This is a genomic window from Bartonella sp. AP331QHHD (genome assembly GCF_042195905.1).
Taxonomy (GTDB): Bacteria; Pseudomonadota; Alphaproteobacteria; order Rhizobiales; family Rhizobiaceae; genus Bartonella.
This window is the reverse complement of the sequence record NZ_JBHIPG010000052.1, coordinates 130,530-149,665: the sequence shown is the minus strand read 5'-3', so window position 1 is coordinate 149,665 and position 19,136 is coordinate 130,530. Positions and strand designations below refer to the sequence as shown.

General features: G+C 36.4%; 15 protein-coding genes. 11 read left to right on the top strand and 4 right to left on the bottom strand.

Annotated features, from left to right (window positions below; all coding sequences use genetic code 11):
- Positions 1–745: 745 nt before the first annotated feature.
- The 4 genes from ACFIMS_RS06225 to ACFIMS_RS06210 all read right to left on the bottom strand — a co-directional run bounded on the left by ACFIMS_RS06225 (position 746) and on the right by ACFIMS_RS06210 (position 5,352).
- Positions 746–1,531, bottom strand: coding sequence for a DUF1499 domain-containing protein (locus ACFIMS_RS06225; RefSeq protein ID WP_375696496.1), 786 nt, complete (start codon positions 1,529–1,531; stop codon positions 746–748).
- Positions 1,532–2,055: 524 nt separating this feature from the next.
- Complete coding sequence (locus ACFIMS_RS06220; RefSeq protein ID WP_375680892.1) at positions 2,056–2,595, bottom strand: hypothetical protein; 540 nt, start codon at positions 2,593–2,595, stop codon at positions 2,056–2,058.
- On the bottom strand, positions 2,588–3,184 hold the full coding sequence (locus ACFIMS_RS06215) for a DUF1214 domain-containing protein (RefSeq protein WP_375681164.1): 597 nt from the start codon (positions 3,182–3,184) through the stop codon (positions 2,588–2,590). The genes ACFIMS_RS06220 and ACFIMS_RS06215 overlap by 8 nt, the downstream gene beginning before the upstream one ends.
- Positions 3,185–3,201: 17 nt before the next feature.
- Positions 3,202–5,352, bottom strand: coding sequence for a transglycosylase domain-containing protein (locus ACFIMS_RS06210; RefSeq protein ID WP_375696495.1), 2,151 nt, complete (start codon positions 5,350–5,352; stop codon positions 3,202–3,204).
- 346 nt (positions 5,353–5,698) lie between these two features.
- Here ACFIMS_RS06210 and ACFIMS_RS06205 point away from each other — a divergent pair, with 346 nt between their 5' ends.
- From ACFIMS_RS06205 to ACFIMS_RS06155, 11 genes are all read left to right on the top strand, one after another.
- On the top strand, positions 5,699–5,935 hold the full coding sequence (locus tag ACFIMS_RS06205) for a hypothetical protein (RefSeq protein ID WP_273723886.1): 237 nt from the start codon (positions 5,699–5,701) through the stop codon (positions 5,933–5,935).
- A 21-nt stretch (positions 5,936–5,956) separates the two neighbouring features.
- Entirely contained in the window at positions 5,957–6,622 is a 666-nt protein-coding gene (locus ACFIMS_RS06200; RefSeq protein ID WP_375606371.1) for a response regulator transcription factor, read from the top strand.
- Entirely contained in the window at positions 6,622–8,040 is a 1,419-nt protein-coding gene (locus tag ACFIMS_RS06195; protein ID WP_375668225.1) for an ATP-binding protein, read from the top strand. The genes ACFIMS_RS06200 and ACFIMS_RS06195 overlap by 1 nt, the downstream gene beginning before the upstream one ends.
- Before the next feature lie 235 nt (positions 8,041–8,275).
- The gene (locus ACFIMS_RS06190; protein WP_375652309.1) at positions 8,276–9,046 is read left to right on the top strand and encodes a tetratricopeptide repeat protein; all 771 of its coding nucleotides are present in this window, start codon (positions 8,276–8,278) and stop codon (positions 9,044–9,046) included.
- A gap of 77 nt (positions 9,047–9,123) precedes the next feature.
- Complete coding sequence (gene ccmE, locus ACFIMS_RS06185) at positions 9,124–9,603, top strand: cytochrome c maturation protein CcmE (RefSeq protein ID WP_375611160.1); 480 nt, start codon at positions 9,124–9,126, stop codon at positions 9,601–9,603.
- Positions 9,604–9,610: 7 nt separating this feature from the next.
- The gene (locus tag ACFIMS_RS06180; protein ID WP_375696494.1) at positions 9,611–11,590 is read left to right on the top strand and encodes a heme lyase CcmF/NrfE family subunit; all 1,980 of its coding nucleotides are present in this window, start codon (positions 9,611–9,613) and stop codon (positions 11,588–11,590) included.
- A 1-nt stretch (position 11,591) separates the two neighbouring features.
- On the top strand, positions 11,592–12,002 hold the full coding sequence (locus tag ACFIMS_RS06175; protein ID WP_375675046.1) for a cytochrome c-type biogenesis protein CcmH: 411 nt from the start codon (positions 11,592–11,594) through the stop codon (positions 12,000–12,002).
- A 217-nt stretch (positions 12,003–12,219) separates the two neighbouring features.
- On the top strand, positions 12,220–13,731 hold the full coding sequence (locus tag ACFIMS_RS06170; protein WP_375611163.1) for a Do family serine endopeptidase: 1,512 nt from the start codon (positions 12,220–12,222) through the stop codon (positions 13,729–13,731).
- Between the two features lie 72 nt (positions 13,732–13,803).
- Entirely contained in the window at positions 13,804–14,490 is a 687-nt protein-coding gene (locus ACFIMS_RS06165; RefSeq protein WP_273791552.1) for a response regulator transcription factor, read from the top strand.
- Positions 14,487–15,869, top strand: coding sequence for an ATP-binding protein (locus tag ACFIMS_RS06160; RefSeq protein ID WP_375696493.1), 1,383 nt, complete (start codon positions 14,487–14,489; stop codon positions 15,867–15,869). Before ACFIMS_RS06165 ends, ACFIMS_RS06160 begins: the two co-directional genes overlap by 4 nt.
- Before the next feature lie 90 nt (positions 15,870–15,959).
- Positions 15,960–18,884 (top strand): bifunctional [glutamine synthetase] adenylyltransferase/[glutamine synthetase]-adenylyl-L-tyrosine phosphorylase, encoded by a 2,925-nt coding sequence (locus ACFIMS_RS06155; protein WP_375649373.1) that lies wholly within the window; start codon positions 15,960–15,962, stop codon positions 18,882–18,884.
- The last annotated feature ends 252 nt before the right edge of the window (positions 18,885–19,136 follow it).

The window sequence follows — 19,136 nt, the reverse complement described above, 5'->3', positions numbered from 1 at the left end:
TTAAATTAGGATTTATTATAATTATAATATACTTTATAATATATTTTGGACTTTATTATTTTATAAACTAATATCATATAAAATATCTATGTATTTTATATTTTTATTGTCGATTATTGTAGTTGGTATGGTTAATGTGGACAGATTTTAGTAATTTTGTTGTAAATATGTTATTTTCAATAATAAGTGTAGTTACAATTATATATTATTTATTATTACTAAATAAATATAAAAATTATAATAAAAAAGAATACAAAAAAAATATATTATTGTTAGTGATAGGTTTAATTTTTGTAATTTTTTTTATAATAATTTTTATGAATATATACTATAAATTTAATTTATTTAATAGCATATTAAATGTATAAAATAAATTATAAAATTAATTTTATATCTCAATAATAAATAGTAAAACCTTATTTTTTATTATTAAGATATATTTGTTATAATAATTGCATAGTTATTATTTTTATATACTATTAATATTAAAAAAAATGTTTACTGATTACAGTGAGACAGTGTCTTTAATAAATATCAAGCATTATCATCAAGAGTTCTGTTTTTTATTTCCTATTTTTGAATCTTTTTAATTATTTAAAGAATGAGTTGTTTTGAGATTATTGTCTTTTGTATAAGCATTGTCAGTTTATAGTTTTTGAAAAGTGATTCTCTTCTTATGTGTCATATTTATTGAAAAATAAGCAATTTTTATGAAATAAAGTGTCTTCTCTCTCGCTCTTGATCGTTATTCATCGTCTTGTGAAAGAGGAAGGGAAGCGATTTCCGTATCAAGGGCATCCATAAAATCGATAATAAAAGCAGCATTTGTCCCCAAATCTCTTGGCAAATAACGAGAAGCAGAACGCATATCAACAAAAGTTGTATCCCCTTCATCAGTTAAGCGTATCACGATATCCGAAATAAACCCAAGGTAAAAAGTTTTAACTCTCGTTTCAATATAAAGCGCATTTTCTTCACCTTTAAACTCTCGTTGAGCCACAACAGGCCAATCATAGGCTGCTAAAACATTGAGAACAGATTCGCGAATACGATCAGGTGAACCATCATAACGGCGCCCCGATATTTCTGGCCATTGTGACATCTGTAATGTTGCTTGTTCAGTCAAAACACTTTTGAGCGGTAAAGCATCGCTGGGACGTATTGTGCGAAAAAAAGCTGGCGGGCTTTGTGTATCGGTAGAAATATCGTAAAGAGCCGGTAAGGTAAACCAAAGTCCAAAAAATAACATCAGTGGTGTAGCCGTTATCAACGAATAAATAATCCCTTTTAAAGCTTTCATTCCCCCTAGGGCTCCATAGACCCATAAGCTGTAAAGTGCTTTAATAGCCAGAAAAAGAGAAATAATCACACAGCCAGTAGAGATTCCGATCAAAATTATGAAGTCAGTTACGTTAATGACGGAAAAACGTTGTAAAATGACTGAAAATAATAAAATAAAGAACGACAATCCACCAAATCGAGGGGACCATACTGCTGCTCTTGAAACGAACCGAACATATCTCTTCTTCATGAAGTTTTTTCCCCTCAATTGTAAATTATAAGCCAAGTTTTTTCAGTGTGCTACCTTACAAAAAGCTTCTGCTCATAAACCAAAAATAAAGCACTTATTTTTGAGGTCAAGGATACGTAATGTCTTATAAGTTTCCAGTGGTTATTTTAGCACTTCATTGAAGGTAATCAGTATTTCTTCTATAGTTTATCATGTTATTGATGCGAACTTTATGGGAATGTTTGTAAATAAAAAGAAGTAAACTCAAATAACAAGTTTTACGGTTGTTAGCAGCATATATTTTTAGAACTTTACTCTTGATTTTTCTCTTCTGATTGCGGGGAGTGATAATGCGTAATCAAATAGGATATGATGATGTGCAATAGAGATTTCATTCTACCTCAATAAAAAATTGAGGGATCTACAATCAGACAAATCTGAATTCGAATATTCAATTAATAGAGAAAAAAGATAACCATTTTGATAGGCTTTATGTATTTTGTACAGAAAGTAAGGTATTGTACAAATGAGAGGTTAGTCCGTTTTTATTCATAAAATATGCGACAGGTCGCAGATGAAAGAAAAGCTTCACTTTCTTTTTTTGCAAGGGAAGAAGGGACAAAAATACGTAAAATAACAAACCCTTCATTCAAATTTTTAGCAACCAAAACTGAATTGGCATTTTTTTTAGGTTTTGATTTTTTGAGTTCTATGATTTGTATTGGTTTTCCAATAATAAGATCGAGTGTCGCATCAGGGGCTGTTCGGTCATTAAGGCTATAGAAAATAATTCCGTTGTGTGTGTAGGCTGCTAGTGACCAAAATTGTCGTGTTTTCAAAGCTTTTAAATGAACAGGTCCATTTTCAAGATTAAATCTGCAGGCTTTAAGAAGAAAGAGTGGATCAGCAGATTGTTGAATAGGATTATCGGGAGTAAAAGCAACAAATTGATAAGGGGCTCCGGATTTTTTAAGTGTTGTCCATATATTATCTTGTGCCCAATAGGGGATCAGAAAGAGAACGCAAATATGAACAATAATAGCGCCAATGATTGCAAGAAGTGCGATATAAATAAATCTAGTCACAATTTATTTGTCCTGATGGGATTTGTTCTATTGATGGCATTGTGAGCTTTTGTAATGCCGTTGCAGAGATGATTGAGGTATCATATAAAGTAAGAATAAGCCCGAATTCTTTTTGACTAACTGTTGCAAGCCAATTGCCGGCTTGCGGTGTGGGTGAAATATTGATGCGCAATGAGCCATCATGCTCATAGATAATATTGTCAGTGTGGAGTTCAAAAGGTATTTCTTTGGATGAAGTATAAGGTTTTAGGGATTTGTCAGCTGTATAAAGGGTAAAAAGACGGGTTTCAGGGATGGTGCCTTTGAGTAAATAATGACAGTGATGATGAAGTGGACGCTCTTGGTTATCTTGCCAAATCTGGAATTGAATACCTTCAGTTCGTCCGAGTGAAACAATGCCTTGTTTAGCGGTGCGGGCGCGGGTATAAGGATCCATATTGGCTGTTCCCATTTGTGGATAAGCACTCCATTTTCCAATTCTAAAGAGTCCAAAATGAGGAAAGGAATTGAGCACATAATCGACACTCAGTGTTCCACATAAAATGGAAAAAGCGAAGATAAAAAAGAAAATGGTGATATTAAAAAACATCAGTGAATATCTTGAATTCAAAATGTTGAATCTCCAGTTGTTTTCATTTTCAAAGAAATTACAGATGTTTTTTTCAGATCTTTGTTAATCAATCGCACGATATTTAATGTTTCAGGAGAAAGCGTAGAGGGTATTGGGGAAGGAACTTCAGAATCTACACGGGCGGAAAGTACTGGAGGCTGATAAGGAAGGAGAGAATCTTTAACACCATAGAGCTGTTTGAGCATGATATTTTGATGTGCAGCAAGCATGATGCGATGCCATATCATGGCAGGAACGCCACCCCCAAAAGCACGATTCATCGGTGAAAAATTATCATTTCCCATCCATACCGCTCCCGTATAATTTCCCGTAAAGCCAACAAACCAAGCATCACGATAAGATTGTGATGTTCCAGTTTTCCCAGCGACAAGAGTCATGGGCAACGCAGCACGCTTACCAGATCCTCGTGTTGTGACACCCACCATCATTTGATTCATATAAGCTGCTGATTGTTCATTCAGAACTCGGTGTAGTTTTTTTCCGTTATGTTCGAAATCCCACACGACACGACCATCAATTGTTTTGATTTGCGTAAACCCATGACGATTACCCGCTATTCCTCCATTGGCAAAGACATTAAAGCCTGTAGCTTGATCCATGGGGGTCATGTTGGAAGTGCCAAGAACCATCGTTTTGTGTGATAAAATATGCGCGTTAATCCCCATATTTTTAATGAGATCTATGATAGGTTGGGTATCGCGGTTAAGATATTGGTAGGTGAGATAAACAGGGACTGTATTAATGGAAAAGGCTAAAGCTGTTGCTAAGTCAATTTTTCCCAGATAACGACCAGAATTATTTTTGGGTGTCCAACCTCCCCAATTGATGGGAGCATCTAAAACGATTGTCGAGGGAGACAGTCCGTGTTCCAGTGCGGTTGCGTAAACATAAGGTTTGAATGAAGAACCAGTTTGCCGTCCGCCTTGTGTTGCTCTGTTAAATTGGCTCTTTTTATAATCTTGTCCTCCAACAATTGCGCATACGGCACCGTTATTATCGAGTATAACGGTGGCAGCTTGGGTTACGCGATATTGTTGACCATATTGATGTAAATGATATGCGATTGATTCTTCTGCTGCTTTTTGAATATTCGGATCAAGGGTCGTTTGAATAATTAAACTATGGCTTGGAAGTTGATTACGCATTTTTTTGACTTCCTCGAATGCCCAATCAAGAAAATAATCTGGCTGATTATTTTCTCTTTGGGGAAGGGCCCTAGCAGGGTGGCGATGCGCATTGATAATCTGGCTTTTCGTCATAAAGCCACTATTAACAAGATTAGAAAGGACGACATTGGCACGTGTTTGAGCAGCAAAGAGATGACTATGAGGGGCATATTTTGTTGGAGCTTTAAAGAGTCCTGCTAACATAGCAGATTCACTCAAAGATACATGACGGATATCTTTTCCAAAATAAAATTTTGCAGCGGCTGCAATACCAAAATTGTTTCCTCCCATATAGGCTCGGTCAAGGTAAAGTTGTAAAATCTGCTTTTTGCTAAAATTTGCTTCTAGCCAAAGAGCAAGATAAGCTTCTTTGATTTTACGTGTTATGGTTCTTTCGTTTGTTAAAAATAAATTTTTAGCCAATTGTTGTGTGAGAGTTGAACCACCTTGCACCACACCTTTAGCTTGCATATTTTGTGAAATTGCCCGTGTAAGTCCTTGAAAATCAATGCCCCAATGATCAAAAAAACGACGGTCTTCTGTAGCGAGAACCGCTTTAATAACAGTGTCAGGCATTTCTTCAACGGGGACAGAGATTGCCGGCAGTGCACCACGGTGCCCAATGGAATTTCCATAGCGATCTAGAAAAAGAATGGAAAAGTTTTTAGGAGAAGACCAATCTGTTTTGGTCAGTTCAAAAACAGAAATGCCCAAAATAGTGAAAAGAGTAAATCCCAACAACCCTAATGTCAGTATTTCATCGAGAACTTCAACGATAAAACGTTTCCATCCTTGAAGATGAAAATTTTGTGAGACGATTTTTGCCTTTTTCCAGAAAAAACTGTTAGCAGAACGAATGTGATAAAGCGCTGTGTCTAATCGTGCGTCTAATTCAATGAGAGCAGGACTATGAAATGGCTTACGGTGTTGCCCTTTCTTTTTTTTAAAAAAATCAAACATTTAAAGAGAGCCTATGGCAAAGCAATACAACCAAACAAATCTACAATAATTATATGGAGTAGAAGTATTTTTTTTCTATAGTTCTAACAGAGAAAGAATTTGTTTTAGAATTATGCATTTTTTGTAAGATAGTATATTAATATTTTATTATTTTATTGAATAAATTTTATTCTCATTATTAAAAATATTTTTTTGATTTTTTAAAAATTTGGAGTAATGTTAATATGTTCTTCTGTAAGATAGAGGATAAATTGTTTTCATTTGTGATTTTTTAATCGACTAAAAAAAACCATTATTTCTTTTATCCTTTATCAAGGAAGAGAAGAGATGGGTTATTGAAATATTTATGATGAAAAAAAAATTCTTGTTCGTAATAATAGCAGCTTTTTTAGGAGCAGATTCTGTTCTAGCTTCTGGGTGTGCTGAAGTAGGTAAGAAGGCTGCCGCACAAGAGAGCGGGGTTCTCGTCCGTTCAAAACCGGTTGTTCAGGATGGAAAGGACATGTGTGCAATTGTAGTTGTTGTACCAGCCCGTAATGGTGAAAAGTTACGTCGTGTTGAGTTTTTTGTTCCTGCTGATTAGTCTTTAGCAGATGGTGTTGTGATGCGTATCTTAATCGTTGAAGATGATCGGAATCTTCACCATCAATTAGCAGAAGCTGTAAGACGTGCAGGATATGTTTCCGATAGTGCTTTCGATGGTGAAGAGGCTTATTTTTTAGGGAGCACAGAGTCTTACGATGCGGTGATACTTGATATAGGTTTACCGCAGATTGATGGTATTAGTGTTGTTGAAAAGTGGCGTCAAGAAGGGCTCTCCATGCCTGTTTTAATGCTAACGGCGCGAGACCGTTGGTCTGATAAGGTGCACGGTATTGATGCTGGAGCTGACGATTATGTTGTGAAGCCATTTCATTTGGAGGAAGTGATGGCGCGCTTGCGAGCATTAATTCGTCGCACTACGGGACATGCGACAAGTGCATTATGTTGCGGAAATGTTTTGTTGGATACAAAGACGTCTCGTGTTTTTGTGGATGGTCAATTGATTAAACTAACATCTTATGAATTCAGACTGCTTTCGTATCTCATGCATCATTGTGATAGGGTCATTTCAAGAACAGAGCTTACTGAACATCTTTATGATCAGGATTTTGATAAGGATTCGAATACGGTGGAAGTCTTTGTAGGTCGGTTACGGAAAAAGCTTGGAGTGGATTTGATTGAAACTATTCGAGGAATGGGATATCGCGTGAGAACGCGAGGTGATTAATGAATGTTTTTGAAGAGAATAATTGGTATAGGAGGTTCTTTTTTGTAATTACTCGATCTCTCAGTTTACGTGTTATGATCTTATCAACATTATGGGTTGTTATTTCTCTTTTATCGATTTCTGCAGTAAGTATTTTATTTTATAAGCGTTCGACTGAACAAAGCCTAGAGCGTATCCTTTCTGCTCAACTCTACAGTCTTATTGCAACAGTGACGGTGTCATCGGAAGGTACTTTGATAGGAGGGGCTGGGATTGATGATATTCGTTATTCTGATCCAACAACAGGATGGTATTGGGAAGTTGTTGCGATATCCCATAATTTAAAAGGAAGATTGACATCTCCCTCATTGGGAACAGGCGAGATATTTACACCAAGTGATGTTGATATACCTTTTGACAATAAATTCTTTCGCTCTTATCGGATAACGGGGAACAATGGTCAAAAGCTACAAGTGATTGAGAGTGATGTTGTTCTTGATAATAAAAATCATATTGCACGTTTTCGGCTTGTTGGGAATATCGATGAAGCTCATGCCCAGGTAAAGGAATTTAAGCGAACTTTGCAAATTTTTCTTTGGAGTTTCGGTATCGGGAGCGTTCTTATTAATATTGCTATTATTTTCTTTAGTTTTCAACCGTTGAAGCTTATTCGATATGCATTGAATGATATTCGCGAAGGAAGAGTTCATTATGTGAATACGGATTTAGTAAGCGAAGTGATGCCGCTTGTACAAGAGATGAATGCTCTCATTAATAATAATCAGCGTATTATCGAGCGATTTCGCACACAGGTTGGTAATCTCGCGCATTCATTGAAGACGCCTCTATCCGTGATTATGAATGAGACAGATAAGATGCGCGGAGAAAAGGCTAGTTTGTTGAGAGAGCAAACGCAAATAATGCAAGCTCAAATCAATCATTATCTTCAGCGTGCGCGGATTGCAGCACAATGCGATAGTGTTGTCTATCATACGTCTGTTCGCAGTGTGCTTGAACGCTTGGTGCGGGTTATGAAAAAGCTTAATCCTGAAAAACAAATTCAATTTATTATGGATGTTGATGATATTGTTTTTTCTGGAGAGAAGGAAGATTTAGAAGAAATTATAGGGAATTTGATTGAAAATGCTACTCAGTGGTCTCGCGCAAAGGTTTTGATCTCTTGTTGTTTAGAAGAAAATGCTGAAGAAACAGAATATTTTAGTATCTTTGTAGAAGATGATGGTCCTGGTTTAACAGAAGACAAAATTGATGAAGCATTAAAAAGGGGGCGGCGGTTTAATGAAAGTAAACTAGGGTCAGGCTTAGGGTTAGCAATTGTTTCAGATATGGTCAGTGAATATGGTGGGAATCTCTTTTTATCCCGTTCTGATTTGGGTGGGTTGTATGCAAAAGTTTTATTACCTAAGATGGGAGAATAACATATTTTCTCCTTAAGCAAGAAATGTCTATAAAGTTTGTAAAGCAGTATTTTCAGATAATACATCAAAGAGTAGGGAAACAATTGTTTTTAGTTTCTTTGTTTAATTGATATATATAATAGATTTTATAATATTCTCCATGAAAAAATGAATTTTTATTAATTCACATCACTTTTCTCATGAAGAGGATAAAATGTAAGCGAGTTATTCTCTGTTCGTATTGGAAAAAAACGATATGCTCTTATTGATTTTTGCAGCATTTTTTCTGATTTTTCTGGCAAGTGTTCTTTTTCTTTCACTACGTTTTGATGATGAGATAAAAAAAGAATGGAAAGTTCAAACCGTGGATGGTTATAGAAGCCATAAGCGTATGATTGAGTTTAACAAGCTTTATATGCATTATAAAAAAAGAAATATTCTTAAGGCTTTAAGTATCTTGTTTGTTCTCCTTATGACATGGAATATTTATGGGCTGACAGGCAATCCAGAAGTGAAAAGTTATTTTTTTAGCGAATTAATGGATAAGGATCCTCAAACTCTTAGTAAGCAAGAAAAGCTTATTCGTTTACAAGTGCTTTTTTTCCGTGCACCTCATGATGGCAAGCTAGCAGATGCGTTAGCGGTAGGGTATCTCGAAGAAAGCCTTTTTCAAGAAGCAGTGAATACTTATTTAGATGCACTTCGTTTGAATGGAGAAACAGCTCCAAGGCTTGTAGGATACGGTTTAGCATTGGTTGGTTATGAAGGGGGAGTGATAACGCAAGAAGCGCAAAATGCTTTTCAAAAAGCAGCAGATTTAGCGCCAACAGATTTTTATCCACGTTTATTGTTAGCCGATGCATTGCATCAAGCAGGAAAAACTGCACAGGCAGTGCAATTTTTACAAAGCTTTCTTGATACAATGCCTGAAAATTTTTCAGGACAATCACGTGTTAAAAAAATGATGATTCAGTTACGTGATTTATCGAGTAAGCATACAAAGAAAAGAAATCTTGCACCTATGTAGAAGATGTGCAAAGCTCTTAAAAAATAAAATATTGATACTTAATTATAATGTATTTAAAATTTTTTCGCAGAGTGTCTATGAACAGTCAATCTTTAAAGAATTCTGCCTCATGGAAGGTTATTTTAGAGCAGCGAAAAAAAAAGCGCTTACTGATCATATTATTATGTTGTTTGGTTATGACAATTGCAGCAAGTCTCATAGTGTATGCAATGCGTCATGCGGTCAGTTTTTTTAGAATGCCCTCTGAAATTACAAGAGAAGATATTTTAACGGAGCGCCCTTTGCGTTTGGGTGGCTTTGTTGAAAAGGGAACTGTTCAATATGTTGGAGAGAGAGGCGTTGTTTTTTTTGTAACGGATAACAAAAAACATGAAAAAGTAGTTTTCAATGGTGCCTTACCGGATCTTTTTCGTGAAGGTCAGGGGGTGATCGTAGAAGGGCATTTCGATAAACAGGGCTTTTTTATAGGGATGCGTATTTTAGCAAAACATGATGAAACTTATATGCCTAAAGAAACAGCTGATCGTTTGAAAAAACATTACATTATGGAGAAATAATTCGATTGTGCTTGTCGAACTGGGTCATATTTTTTTAGCTGCAGCATTTTCAGTAAGCTTATTAGGGGCATTTTTACCTGCTTTAGGTTTTTGGTGGAGAGAGCGTTTGTTAATGCAAACAGTTGTTCCTCTAACATATATTACTTTTACATTACTGCTTTTATCTTTTTTAGTGATAATTTATGCTTATGTTGTATCTGATTTTTCTGTTTTGAACGTTGTTGAGAATTCTCATTCAGAAAAACCGATGCTCTATAAAATTACAGGTGTTTGGGGCAACCACGAAGGCTCTATGTTGTTATGGGTTTTAAGTCTTGCTTTTTTTAGCGCATTGATGGCTTTTTTTAGCCAACATTTGCCAGAAGATTTTAAGACGCTTGTTTTAATTTGCCAAAGTTGGATTACAACTGCTTTTCTTTTATTTATTCTTTTTGTATCCAATCCATTTTTACGCGTAAATCCACCAGCATTGCAGGGAAATGGTCTCAATCCTCTTTTACAAGATATCGCATTAGCAATTCATCCACCGCTACTTTATTTAGGTTATGTCGGTTTTTCACTTTGTTTTTCTTTTGCCGTTGCGGCATTGATTATGGGACATGTTGATAGAATTTGGGCGCGTGGGATTCGTCCGTGGCTTTTACTTTCTTGGTGTTTTTTGACATTGGGTATTATGGTTGGCTCTTATTGGGCTTATTATGAGCTAGGATGGGGGGGGTATTGGTTTTGGGATCCTGTTGAAAATGTTTCGTTTATGCCGTGGCTTTCAGGAACGGCTCTTTTACATTCTGCTCTTGTTCTCGAAAAACGAGAAATATTGAAAAGTTGGACTCTGTTTTTAGCGCTGCTTACTTTTTCCCTTTCTCTGATGGGAACTTTTCTTGTGCGTTCTGGGCTTTTAGTTTCTGTTCATAGTTTTGCTGTTGATCCAGCACGCGGGCAAGCAATTCTTGCTCTTTTATTTTTTTTTACGGGAGCTGCTTTTCTTCTTTTTGCTTTGCGTACCCCTATTTTAAAAACAGAAAGATTTTTTCAACCAATTTCACGTGAAGGGTTTATTGTTTTAAATAACTTGTTACTGACAACAATAACAGCAACAGTATTGATTGGTACGCTTTATCCTTATTTTATTGAGATATTAACAGGGCAAAAAATTTCTGTAGGGGCTGCTTTTTTTAACCTTACCTGTGGACCGCTAATGGTTTTGCTGTTGTTGTTTGTTCCGTTTGGGACAATGATGGCATGGAAACGCGGTGATTTTCTTGCAGTTTTTGAACGGTTGTGGTTTGTTTTTGTATTGGTTGGTATCGTCTGTTTTATAATATTTTACGCGACATCTGTGCGTGATATTTTTGCAGTTTTAGGGATTGGGCTTTCAGCGTTTGTTTTTTTAGGCAGTTTAGCGGATCTATGGGGAAAGAGTGGATATGGCAAGAGAGCTTTTTCAGTACGCGTTAAGAGATTTCTTGGATTGCCATGGTCTACTTTTGGTGCAGCAATAGCACATATGGGATTAGGCGTTACATTATTTGGTATTGTTTGCGTGGCAAGTTTTGGGCAAGAACGTATTTTAATCATGAACGTAGGGGATAGGGTGACGATAGCGGATAAAACGCTTCATTTTGATGCAGTGTATGATGGTGTTGGTTCGAATTATTCGACAATGGAGTTTTATTTTAAAATATATGAAAATAAAAACATTGTAGGTCATGTAACAGCCTCAAAGCGATTTTATTCAAGCCAAAATACATCAACAACAGAAGTTGGTCTTAAAAATCATGGATTATCACAGCTCTATATTGTACCGGGACATATTGATAATCGGGGTCTCGTTGTGCACATATGGTGGAAGCCTTATGTAATATGTATTTGGTTAGGGGCATTCATGATGGCTATGGGAGGATGTCTTTCTCTTTTGGGGTATTGGTTTCGCATTGGCATGTACAATAGGGTAGTGCTTGCTTTAAATTTTTGGAAAAGACATTGAGATGAAAAAAATTCTTTGGATTGTATTTTTTTTAATGGCAACGTTTCCTTTTCGATTAGCAATAGCAGTAGAGCCGGATGAGATTTTAAAGAATAAGATTCTTGAAGCGCGAGCACGCCATATTTCATCGCATTTACGTTGTCCTGTTTGTCAAAATCAATCAATTGATGATTCAGATTCTGCTTTAGCACGTGATTTACGGCTTTTAATTCGGGAAAGGCTAAAAATGGGCTATAGTAATCAGCAAGTCACTGACTTTCTTGTTGAGCGATATGGTGAATTTATTCTCTTGAAACCACCATTGAATAAGATAACTTGGTTTTTATGGTTCTCGCCTTTGATCATTATTATCATTGGCGTAAGTATCATATTTTTCCACTTCAAACGAAATAATCATGAGTTATGTGAATGAAAAAGAACAGTCAAAAATGTCATTGCATTAAAAAAAATGTTACATAAAAGAAAAAATCAGATCATCTGCAATGAGCAGACAATCTTATTGTAATTATATTAGGGAATACTGAAACCTTACAAAACTTTAATAATTTAGACAGAAAACGGTAAGGTCTGGTATTTTATAAGTGATCGGAATTGAAATAAAGGTATGATTGAATAGGAGCATAGAATAAATGGTTAAAAAGGCTTTCTTTAAAACATTTGTCGCAGTGAGTTTTTCTGCGATATTGGAAAGTGCACTGTTTTTTAGTGGATGTACATCAAGCTTGTGGATGACAAAGGCTCATGCAAGTTCTGTATTTACTTCGTTAATGCAACAACAGGGATTTGCCGATATTGTTGCTCAAGTGAAACCAGCCGTTGTAGCAGTACAAGTAAAGAGCAATAAAAAGAAAGAAGATAGGTTCTTTAGCAACTTTTTTAGTGGTCCAGGACTTGATCAATTACCAGATCAGCATCCTTTAAAAAGATTTTTTAAAGAGTTTTATGATTTTGATAAACCTAAAAATAAATTTCCGCACCAATCGCAGAGACTCCGTCCTGTTGCTTTTGGATCGGGTTTTTTTATTTCATCTGATGGTTACATTGTGACCAATGATCATGTGATTTCTGATGGAACAAGTTATACTGTTGTTCTTGATGATGGTACAGAATTGAACGCAAAGCTCATTGGGAAAGACCCAAAAACCGACCTTGCCGTATTAAAAGTGAATGATAAAAGAAAATTTTCTTATGTTGATTTTGGTGATGATTCAAAGCTTCGTGTTGGAGATTGGGTTGTTGCCATTGGGAATCCATTTGGTCTTGGTGGAACTGTGACAGCAGGTATTGTTTCTGCACGTGGACGTGATATTGGCACTGGTGTGTACGATGATTTTATTCAGATTGATGCTGCTGTTAATAGAGGGAACTCTGGTGGTCCAACGTTTGATCTTAATGGAAAGGTTGTTGGGGTTAATACAGCAATTTTTTCTCCTTCTGGAGGAAATGTTGGGATTGCTTTTGCTATTCCAGCAGCGACTGTAAAACAGGTTGTACAACAACTTATTGAAAAAGGTTCAGTTCAACGTGGTTGGTTAGGTGTTCAGATTCAGCCGGTAACAAAGGAGATTTCCGATTCAATAGGATTGAAAGAAGCCAAAGGTGCTTTGGTTACTGATCCGTTAAAAGGACCGGCAGAAAAGGCTGGTATTAAAGCGGGTGATGTAATTATTTCAGTGAATAATGAAAAAGTTGCTGATGCGCGTGAGCTGGCGAAACGTATTGCAAATATTAAACCAGGAGAAATGGTAACCATAGGGATTTGGAGATCAGGTAAGGAGGAGAGTATAAAGGTTAAACTCGCTTCAATGTCTGAAGATGAAAGTAAGAAAGAGACTTCAAAATATTCAAATGGACAGAGTGATTTAGATGAAACATTGGAAGATTATGGTTTGATTGTTATGCCTTCTGATGATGGTGTAGGGGTTGTCGTAACGGATGTCGATACCGATTCAGATGCTGCAGATAAAGGGATACGCCCTGGTGATATCATTGTGACAGTAAATAATAAACCAGTTAAACGAGTCTCTGATATTATTAACACAATCAAAAATGCTCAGCAGTTAGGACGAAAGGCTATACTCTTACAAGTGCGAACAAATGATCAAAATCGTTTCGTTGCTCTTCCAATTTTCAAAAAATAAGGCTTTAGTTGTAGGACAAATGTTTATTAAACATTTGTCCTACAACATAATAAAATAATGGAGATACGTTTTATGAAGATACTCGTTATTGAAGATGATCATGAGACGGGGCATTATCTCGAAAAAGCATTTTTGGAAGTAGGGCATTCTGTTGATGTTGCTTATGATGGAGATACGGGATACGCTTTAGCAACCACGGAAAATTATGACGTTATGGTTGTTGACCGAATGCTTTTGCATCGTGATGGTCTTTCTATTATTGCTGAATTGCGCGCTAAAGGCAATGAAACACCGGTTCTTATTCTGTCTGCTTTAGGGCAAGTTAATGATCGTGTAACGGGGCTGCGTGCAGGGGGAGATGATTATTTGACAAAGCCTTATGCTTTTTCTGAACTTCTTGCGCGTGTTGAAGTTTTACAACGGCGGAAAAATCCTAAAGAAGCAGAAACTGTTTACTGTGTAGGTAATCTTGAGCTTGATCGGTTAGCACATACGGTAAAACGAGGTGATAGAAACATTCTATTGCAACCACGAGAGTTTCGTTTACTTGAATATTTGATGCGTTATGCGGGGCAGGTTGTTACACGCACTATGCTTTTGGAAAACGTTTGGAATTACCATTTTGATCCACAAACGAATGTCATTGATGTCCATATCTCTCGTTTGAGAGCCAAAATTGAAAAAGATTTTGATGTTCCCCTTCTCCATACAGTGCGTGGAGCTGGATATATGCTGAAAGTACCAGATAACAAAGCATGAATCGTTTGATTAATATAATGCGCACGACGGCGCTAAGGCTTTCAGCACTTTACATTTTATTGTTTGGATTGGTGGCAACAGGACTTTCTATTTATATGACGGCATTTTCTGCTTCATTGTTAACAGAGCAAACTGAACAGGCTTTACATGAAGAATTAAAGTATATTGAAAATGCTTATAATTATGGGGGATTATCCTTATTAATGCGCACTATTGATTATCGTTCAAGACAACCAGGAGCATTTCTTTATCTTGTTACAGATTCTATGGGGCGTATTTTAGCAGGAAATGTAGCACGTATTGAATTAGGTCTTTTGAATCAGAGTGGTTTTATTTCTACCTCTTTTTTGTATTCCCGTTTTGGAGAACATGGCAAAACAAGTGAACATCGCGCTTTGGCGGTTATTGTTGATTTACCTAATGCTATGAAGATTCTTATAGGACGTGATTTGGATGAGCCAGAACGTTTTGCTGTTGTTATTCGCAAAGCTGTGATCATTGCACTTGCTGCAATGGTTGGAGGCGCTTTACTCATATGGTTTTTTGTTGGCAGGAGAGCTTTACAAAGGATTGATCATGTAACGGCTGCATCACAGCGCTTGATGGATGGTGATTTCAGTGGGCGTTTACCTGTTTCTGGAGTAGGGGATGAGTTTGATCGATTGTCAACCAATCTTAATGTTATGTTAGACCACATTGAAGAATTAAATATTGGTTTACGTCAAGTATCAGATAATATTGCTCATGATCTGAAAACGCCGTTAACGCGTCTTAGAAATCGCGCTGAAGAAGCGCTTTCAGGAAATAAGACAAAGCTTGAATATCGTCAGGTCCTTGATAGGGTTATTGCAGAATCAGATCAACTTATTTGTACGTTCAATGCGATTTTAATGATTTCACGTATTGAGGCCAGCAGTGCAATTGAACATCTTGAAATGATGAATATGAAACTGATTATTGAGGATGCTGTTGAGCTTTACGAACCTTTTGCTGAAGAGTCAGGTGTTTTACTTCAGTTGGGAGATATATTTGATAAAGAGCTAAAATTGAATCGTGAGCTTGTTGCACAATCAATTTTTAATCTTATAGATAATGCAATTAAATATGCGCCTAAAGGTGGAAGGCAAGCGAAGGTTTGCTTATCAATGGAATATCGTGATGAACATTTATTAGTTGTTGTGAGCGATAATGGACCAGGAATAGCAGAGGATAAACGTGAAAAAGTGACAGAACGATTTGTTCGTCTTGAAGAAAGCCGCACACAACCTGGGTTTGGGATTGGTTTAAGTATAGCAAAAGCGGTTATGAAGCTTCACGGGGGTGAATTGTTACTTGAAAATGCAAATCCAGGGCTTAGGGCTGTTTTGTTATTTCCTTAAAGATATTTTTCTTCACTTTCATACGTAACAACTATTTTAAAAGTATAAAGCAATAGAAAGGAAAGCAAAATGCTTTTCAAGGGAGCAGAGATGAAACAAGCTTTTTTAAAAACACAGCTTCTCCCTTTATGTCCTCTCGATAAAAGTGGTTCCCAATGGTTAAAAGACATGGAAGAACAAGCAAGGAAAGAAGGTTTAGAATCGCTTGTTTCCATCATTTCAGAGAGTGGAACGCAGATTGATTTTATCAGTTCGGTTATGACCTTATCTCCTTTTTTGCGTGAGGTTTTAATTGCCAACCCATCATATCTTAGTGCTTTATTAAATGTTGATATAGAAACAAGGCTGAGCGAAATTATAGATGATATTACAGCTATTGATAAAGATGAAGCTATAAATGAAACTTCATTGATGGCTGCTTTAAGGCGCAAAAAACGAGAAGCGCATGTTCTTATTGCTTTAGCTGATTTGGGTGGTGTTTTTACTTACGAAGTTTCATGTGCTTGGTTGACACGTTTGGGCGAAGCAGCATTAAGTGTAGCACTACGTTTTCTATTAAGAGAAGCGCATGATCATGGTAAGATCAATTTATTAAGCCGTGAGAATCCAGAAAAAGACTGTGGTTTAATTATTTTAGGGATGGGAAAGTTAGGAGCAGGGGAACTTAATTATTCTTCTGATATTGATCTTATTGTTTTCATTGATGAAACATCACCTCATATTGGTAATCTTTCTGAAAGTGTTGACGTATTTTCTAAAATGGTACGCCGATTAATCCGTATCATTCAAGAACGCACTGCGGAAGGATATGTTTTTCGTCTTGATTTTCGTCTTCGTCCAGATCCAGGTTCAACCCCTTTGGCCTTACCAGTAAGGACTGCATTGCGTTATTACGAAGGGCGTGGGCAAAATTGGGAACGAGCAGCCATGATTAAAGCACGTCCAGTTGCTGGTGATAAGAGGGCAGGTTTTAACTTTCTCAAAGAGCTTTTTCCCTATGTGTGGCGGAAATATTTAGATTATGCTGCTATTGCTGATATTCATTCGATCAAACGTCAAATTCATGCGCATAAAAATTACGGTCAAATTGCAGCTTATGGGCATAATATAAAGTTAGGTCGTGGTGGTATTCGTGAGATTGAGTTTTTTGTTCAGACACAGCAGCTCATTGCTGGTGGACGTTTTCCTCAATTACGTGGACGTCAGACAGTTGCAATGTTAGCAGAACTTCACACGCTTGGTTGGATCAGTGAGAAAACGAGAAATAGCCTTATAAAAAGTTATGCTTTTCTTCGAAATGTGGAACATCGTATTCAAATGCTTTTCGATGAACAAACACATCTTCTTCCAAATGATACTGCTCAATTCACGAGTGTTGCCTATTTAATGGGTTATCAAGACAGGAGCAGTTTTATCCGTGATTTATTAAAAACACTTCAGATTGTTGAAAAACATTATGCTGCACTGTTTGAGAATGAGCAAGAACTTGGTTTAGAAATTGGTAATTTAGTTTTTACCGGTGAAGAAGATGATCCGGAGACATTAATAACGTTAAGCCGTTTAGGCTTCGAAAGAGCAAGTGATATTTGTCGTATTATGCGCACGCTCCATTTTGGTCGTTATAAAGCAACGCAATCAGCCGAAGCACGCGAGAGATTAACGGAATTAACACCAGCTCTTTTGAAAGCTTTTGGTGGGACAAAACGAGCTGATGAGGCGATGTTACGTTTTGATGGTTTTTTACAGGGCTTACCTTCAGGAATTCAGCTTTTTAGTCTTTTGCAGTCTAATCCTTCTCTTTTGGATATGCTTGTCCTTATTATGGGGGCTGCTCCACGTCTTGCAGAAATTATTGCACGCAGGTCCCATGTTTTTGATGGAATGTTAGATCCGAATATTCTTTCAGAATTACCGACCAAAACGTACTTAGAAAAACGGCTTGAATATTTTCTTGAAAATGTTCTTTCTTATGAGGAAATTCTTGATCATTTAAGGATTTTTGCAGATGAACAACGTTTTTTGATTGGTATTCGAATTTTAAACGGTACAATTACAGGAGAAAGAGCGGGTTTTGCTTTTACTGCGCTTGCTGATCTTATGATTACAAAAACATTTGCTACCGTTCAAGAGGAATTTTCTCGTCTTCATGGTCGTATTAAAGGAGGGCGTGTTGGCATATTGGGTATGGGGAAGCTTGGAAGTCGCGAATTAACAGCAGATTCCGATGTTGACCTCGTTTTGCTTTATGAACACGATGATGATGCAGAAATATCTGATGGAGAAAAGCCTCTTTATATCTCTCAATATTATACGCGTTTAGCACAGCGCCTCGTTTCTGCTTTATCCACTCTTACAAGCCAAGGTATTCTTTATGTCGTTGATTTAAGGTTACGGCCATTAGGCAATAAAGGACCTATTGCTGTTTCTTTTCCATTTTTTAAAAAGTATTATCGCCAAGAAGCATGGATATGGGAATATCTTGCTTTAACAAGGGCTCGAGGCATTGCAGGAGACCCTGATTTTTTACAAAAGCTAGAAAATGAAGTGTGTGCAATTATTGCTATTTCTCGTGATAAGAAGGAAGTTGCAAAAGAAGTATGTGAAATGCGTGCCTTGATTGCAAAAGAAAAGCCGCCAAAAAATCAATGGGATTTAAAAACGATGTCTGGTGGCATTATGGATTTGGAGTTTATTGCTCAATTTTCTCTTATTACGCATGTCATTGAGTTTCAAATTGGAGCGACGACAGCGGATATTTTAGATCACTTACCAAACAGTTTTCTTAATCAGTCATGTATTGCTGATTTACATTATGCCTATCGTCTTTATACAAATTTGAGTCAAATTATACGGCTTTGCTTAAATGATTCTCTTGATCCCAATGACATGCCACCTGGATTAAGTGACCTTTTGTTGAATAGTGTTGGGGAACCTGATTTGCTTCGTGTTGAAAAATTAATTGCAGAAACTGGGCAATTGGTCTGTTCAGTTTTTACAAAAATCATGAAATATTAAAATAATTCTATAAGAATAAATAAAAATTATTAATTCCATTTTTATATATTAATTTTTGTCTTTCATTTCATAGACGCTTGAGAGGGTTAGAGTGAAGTTCTCTACTGTTTTTTCAAGTGTGATGAAAAAATTCTCCATTCTAGGTATCATTCTTTATACAAAAAGCGGTGAGTGATTAATTTAGTGAATCATATTTTTTATGAGCGTTATCTCATTTTTTCAAAAAATTGACATTATAATTATTTATATAAT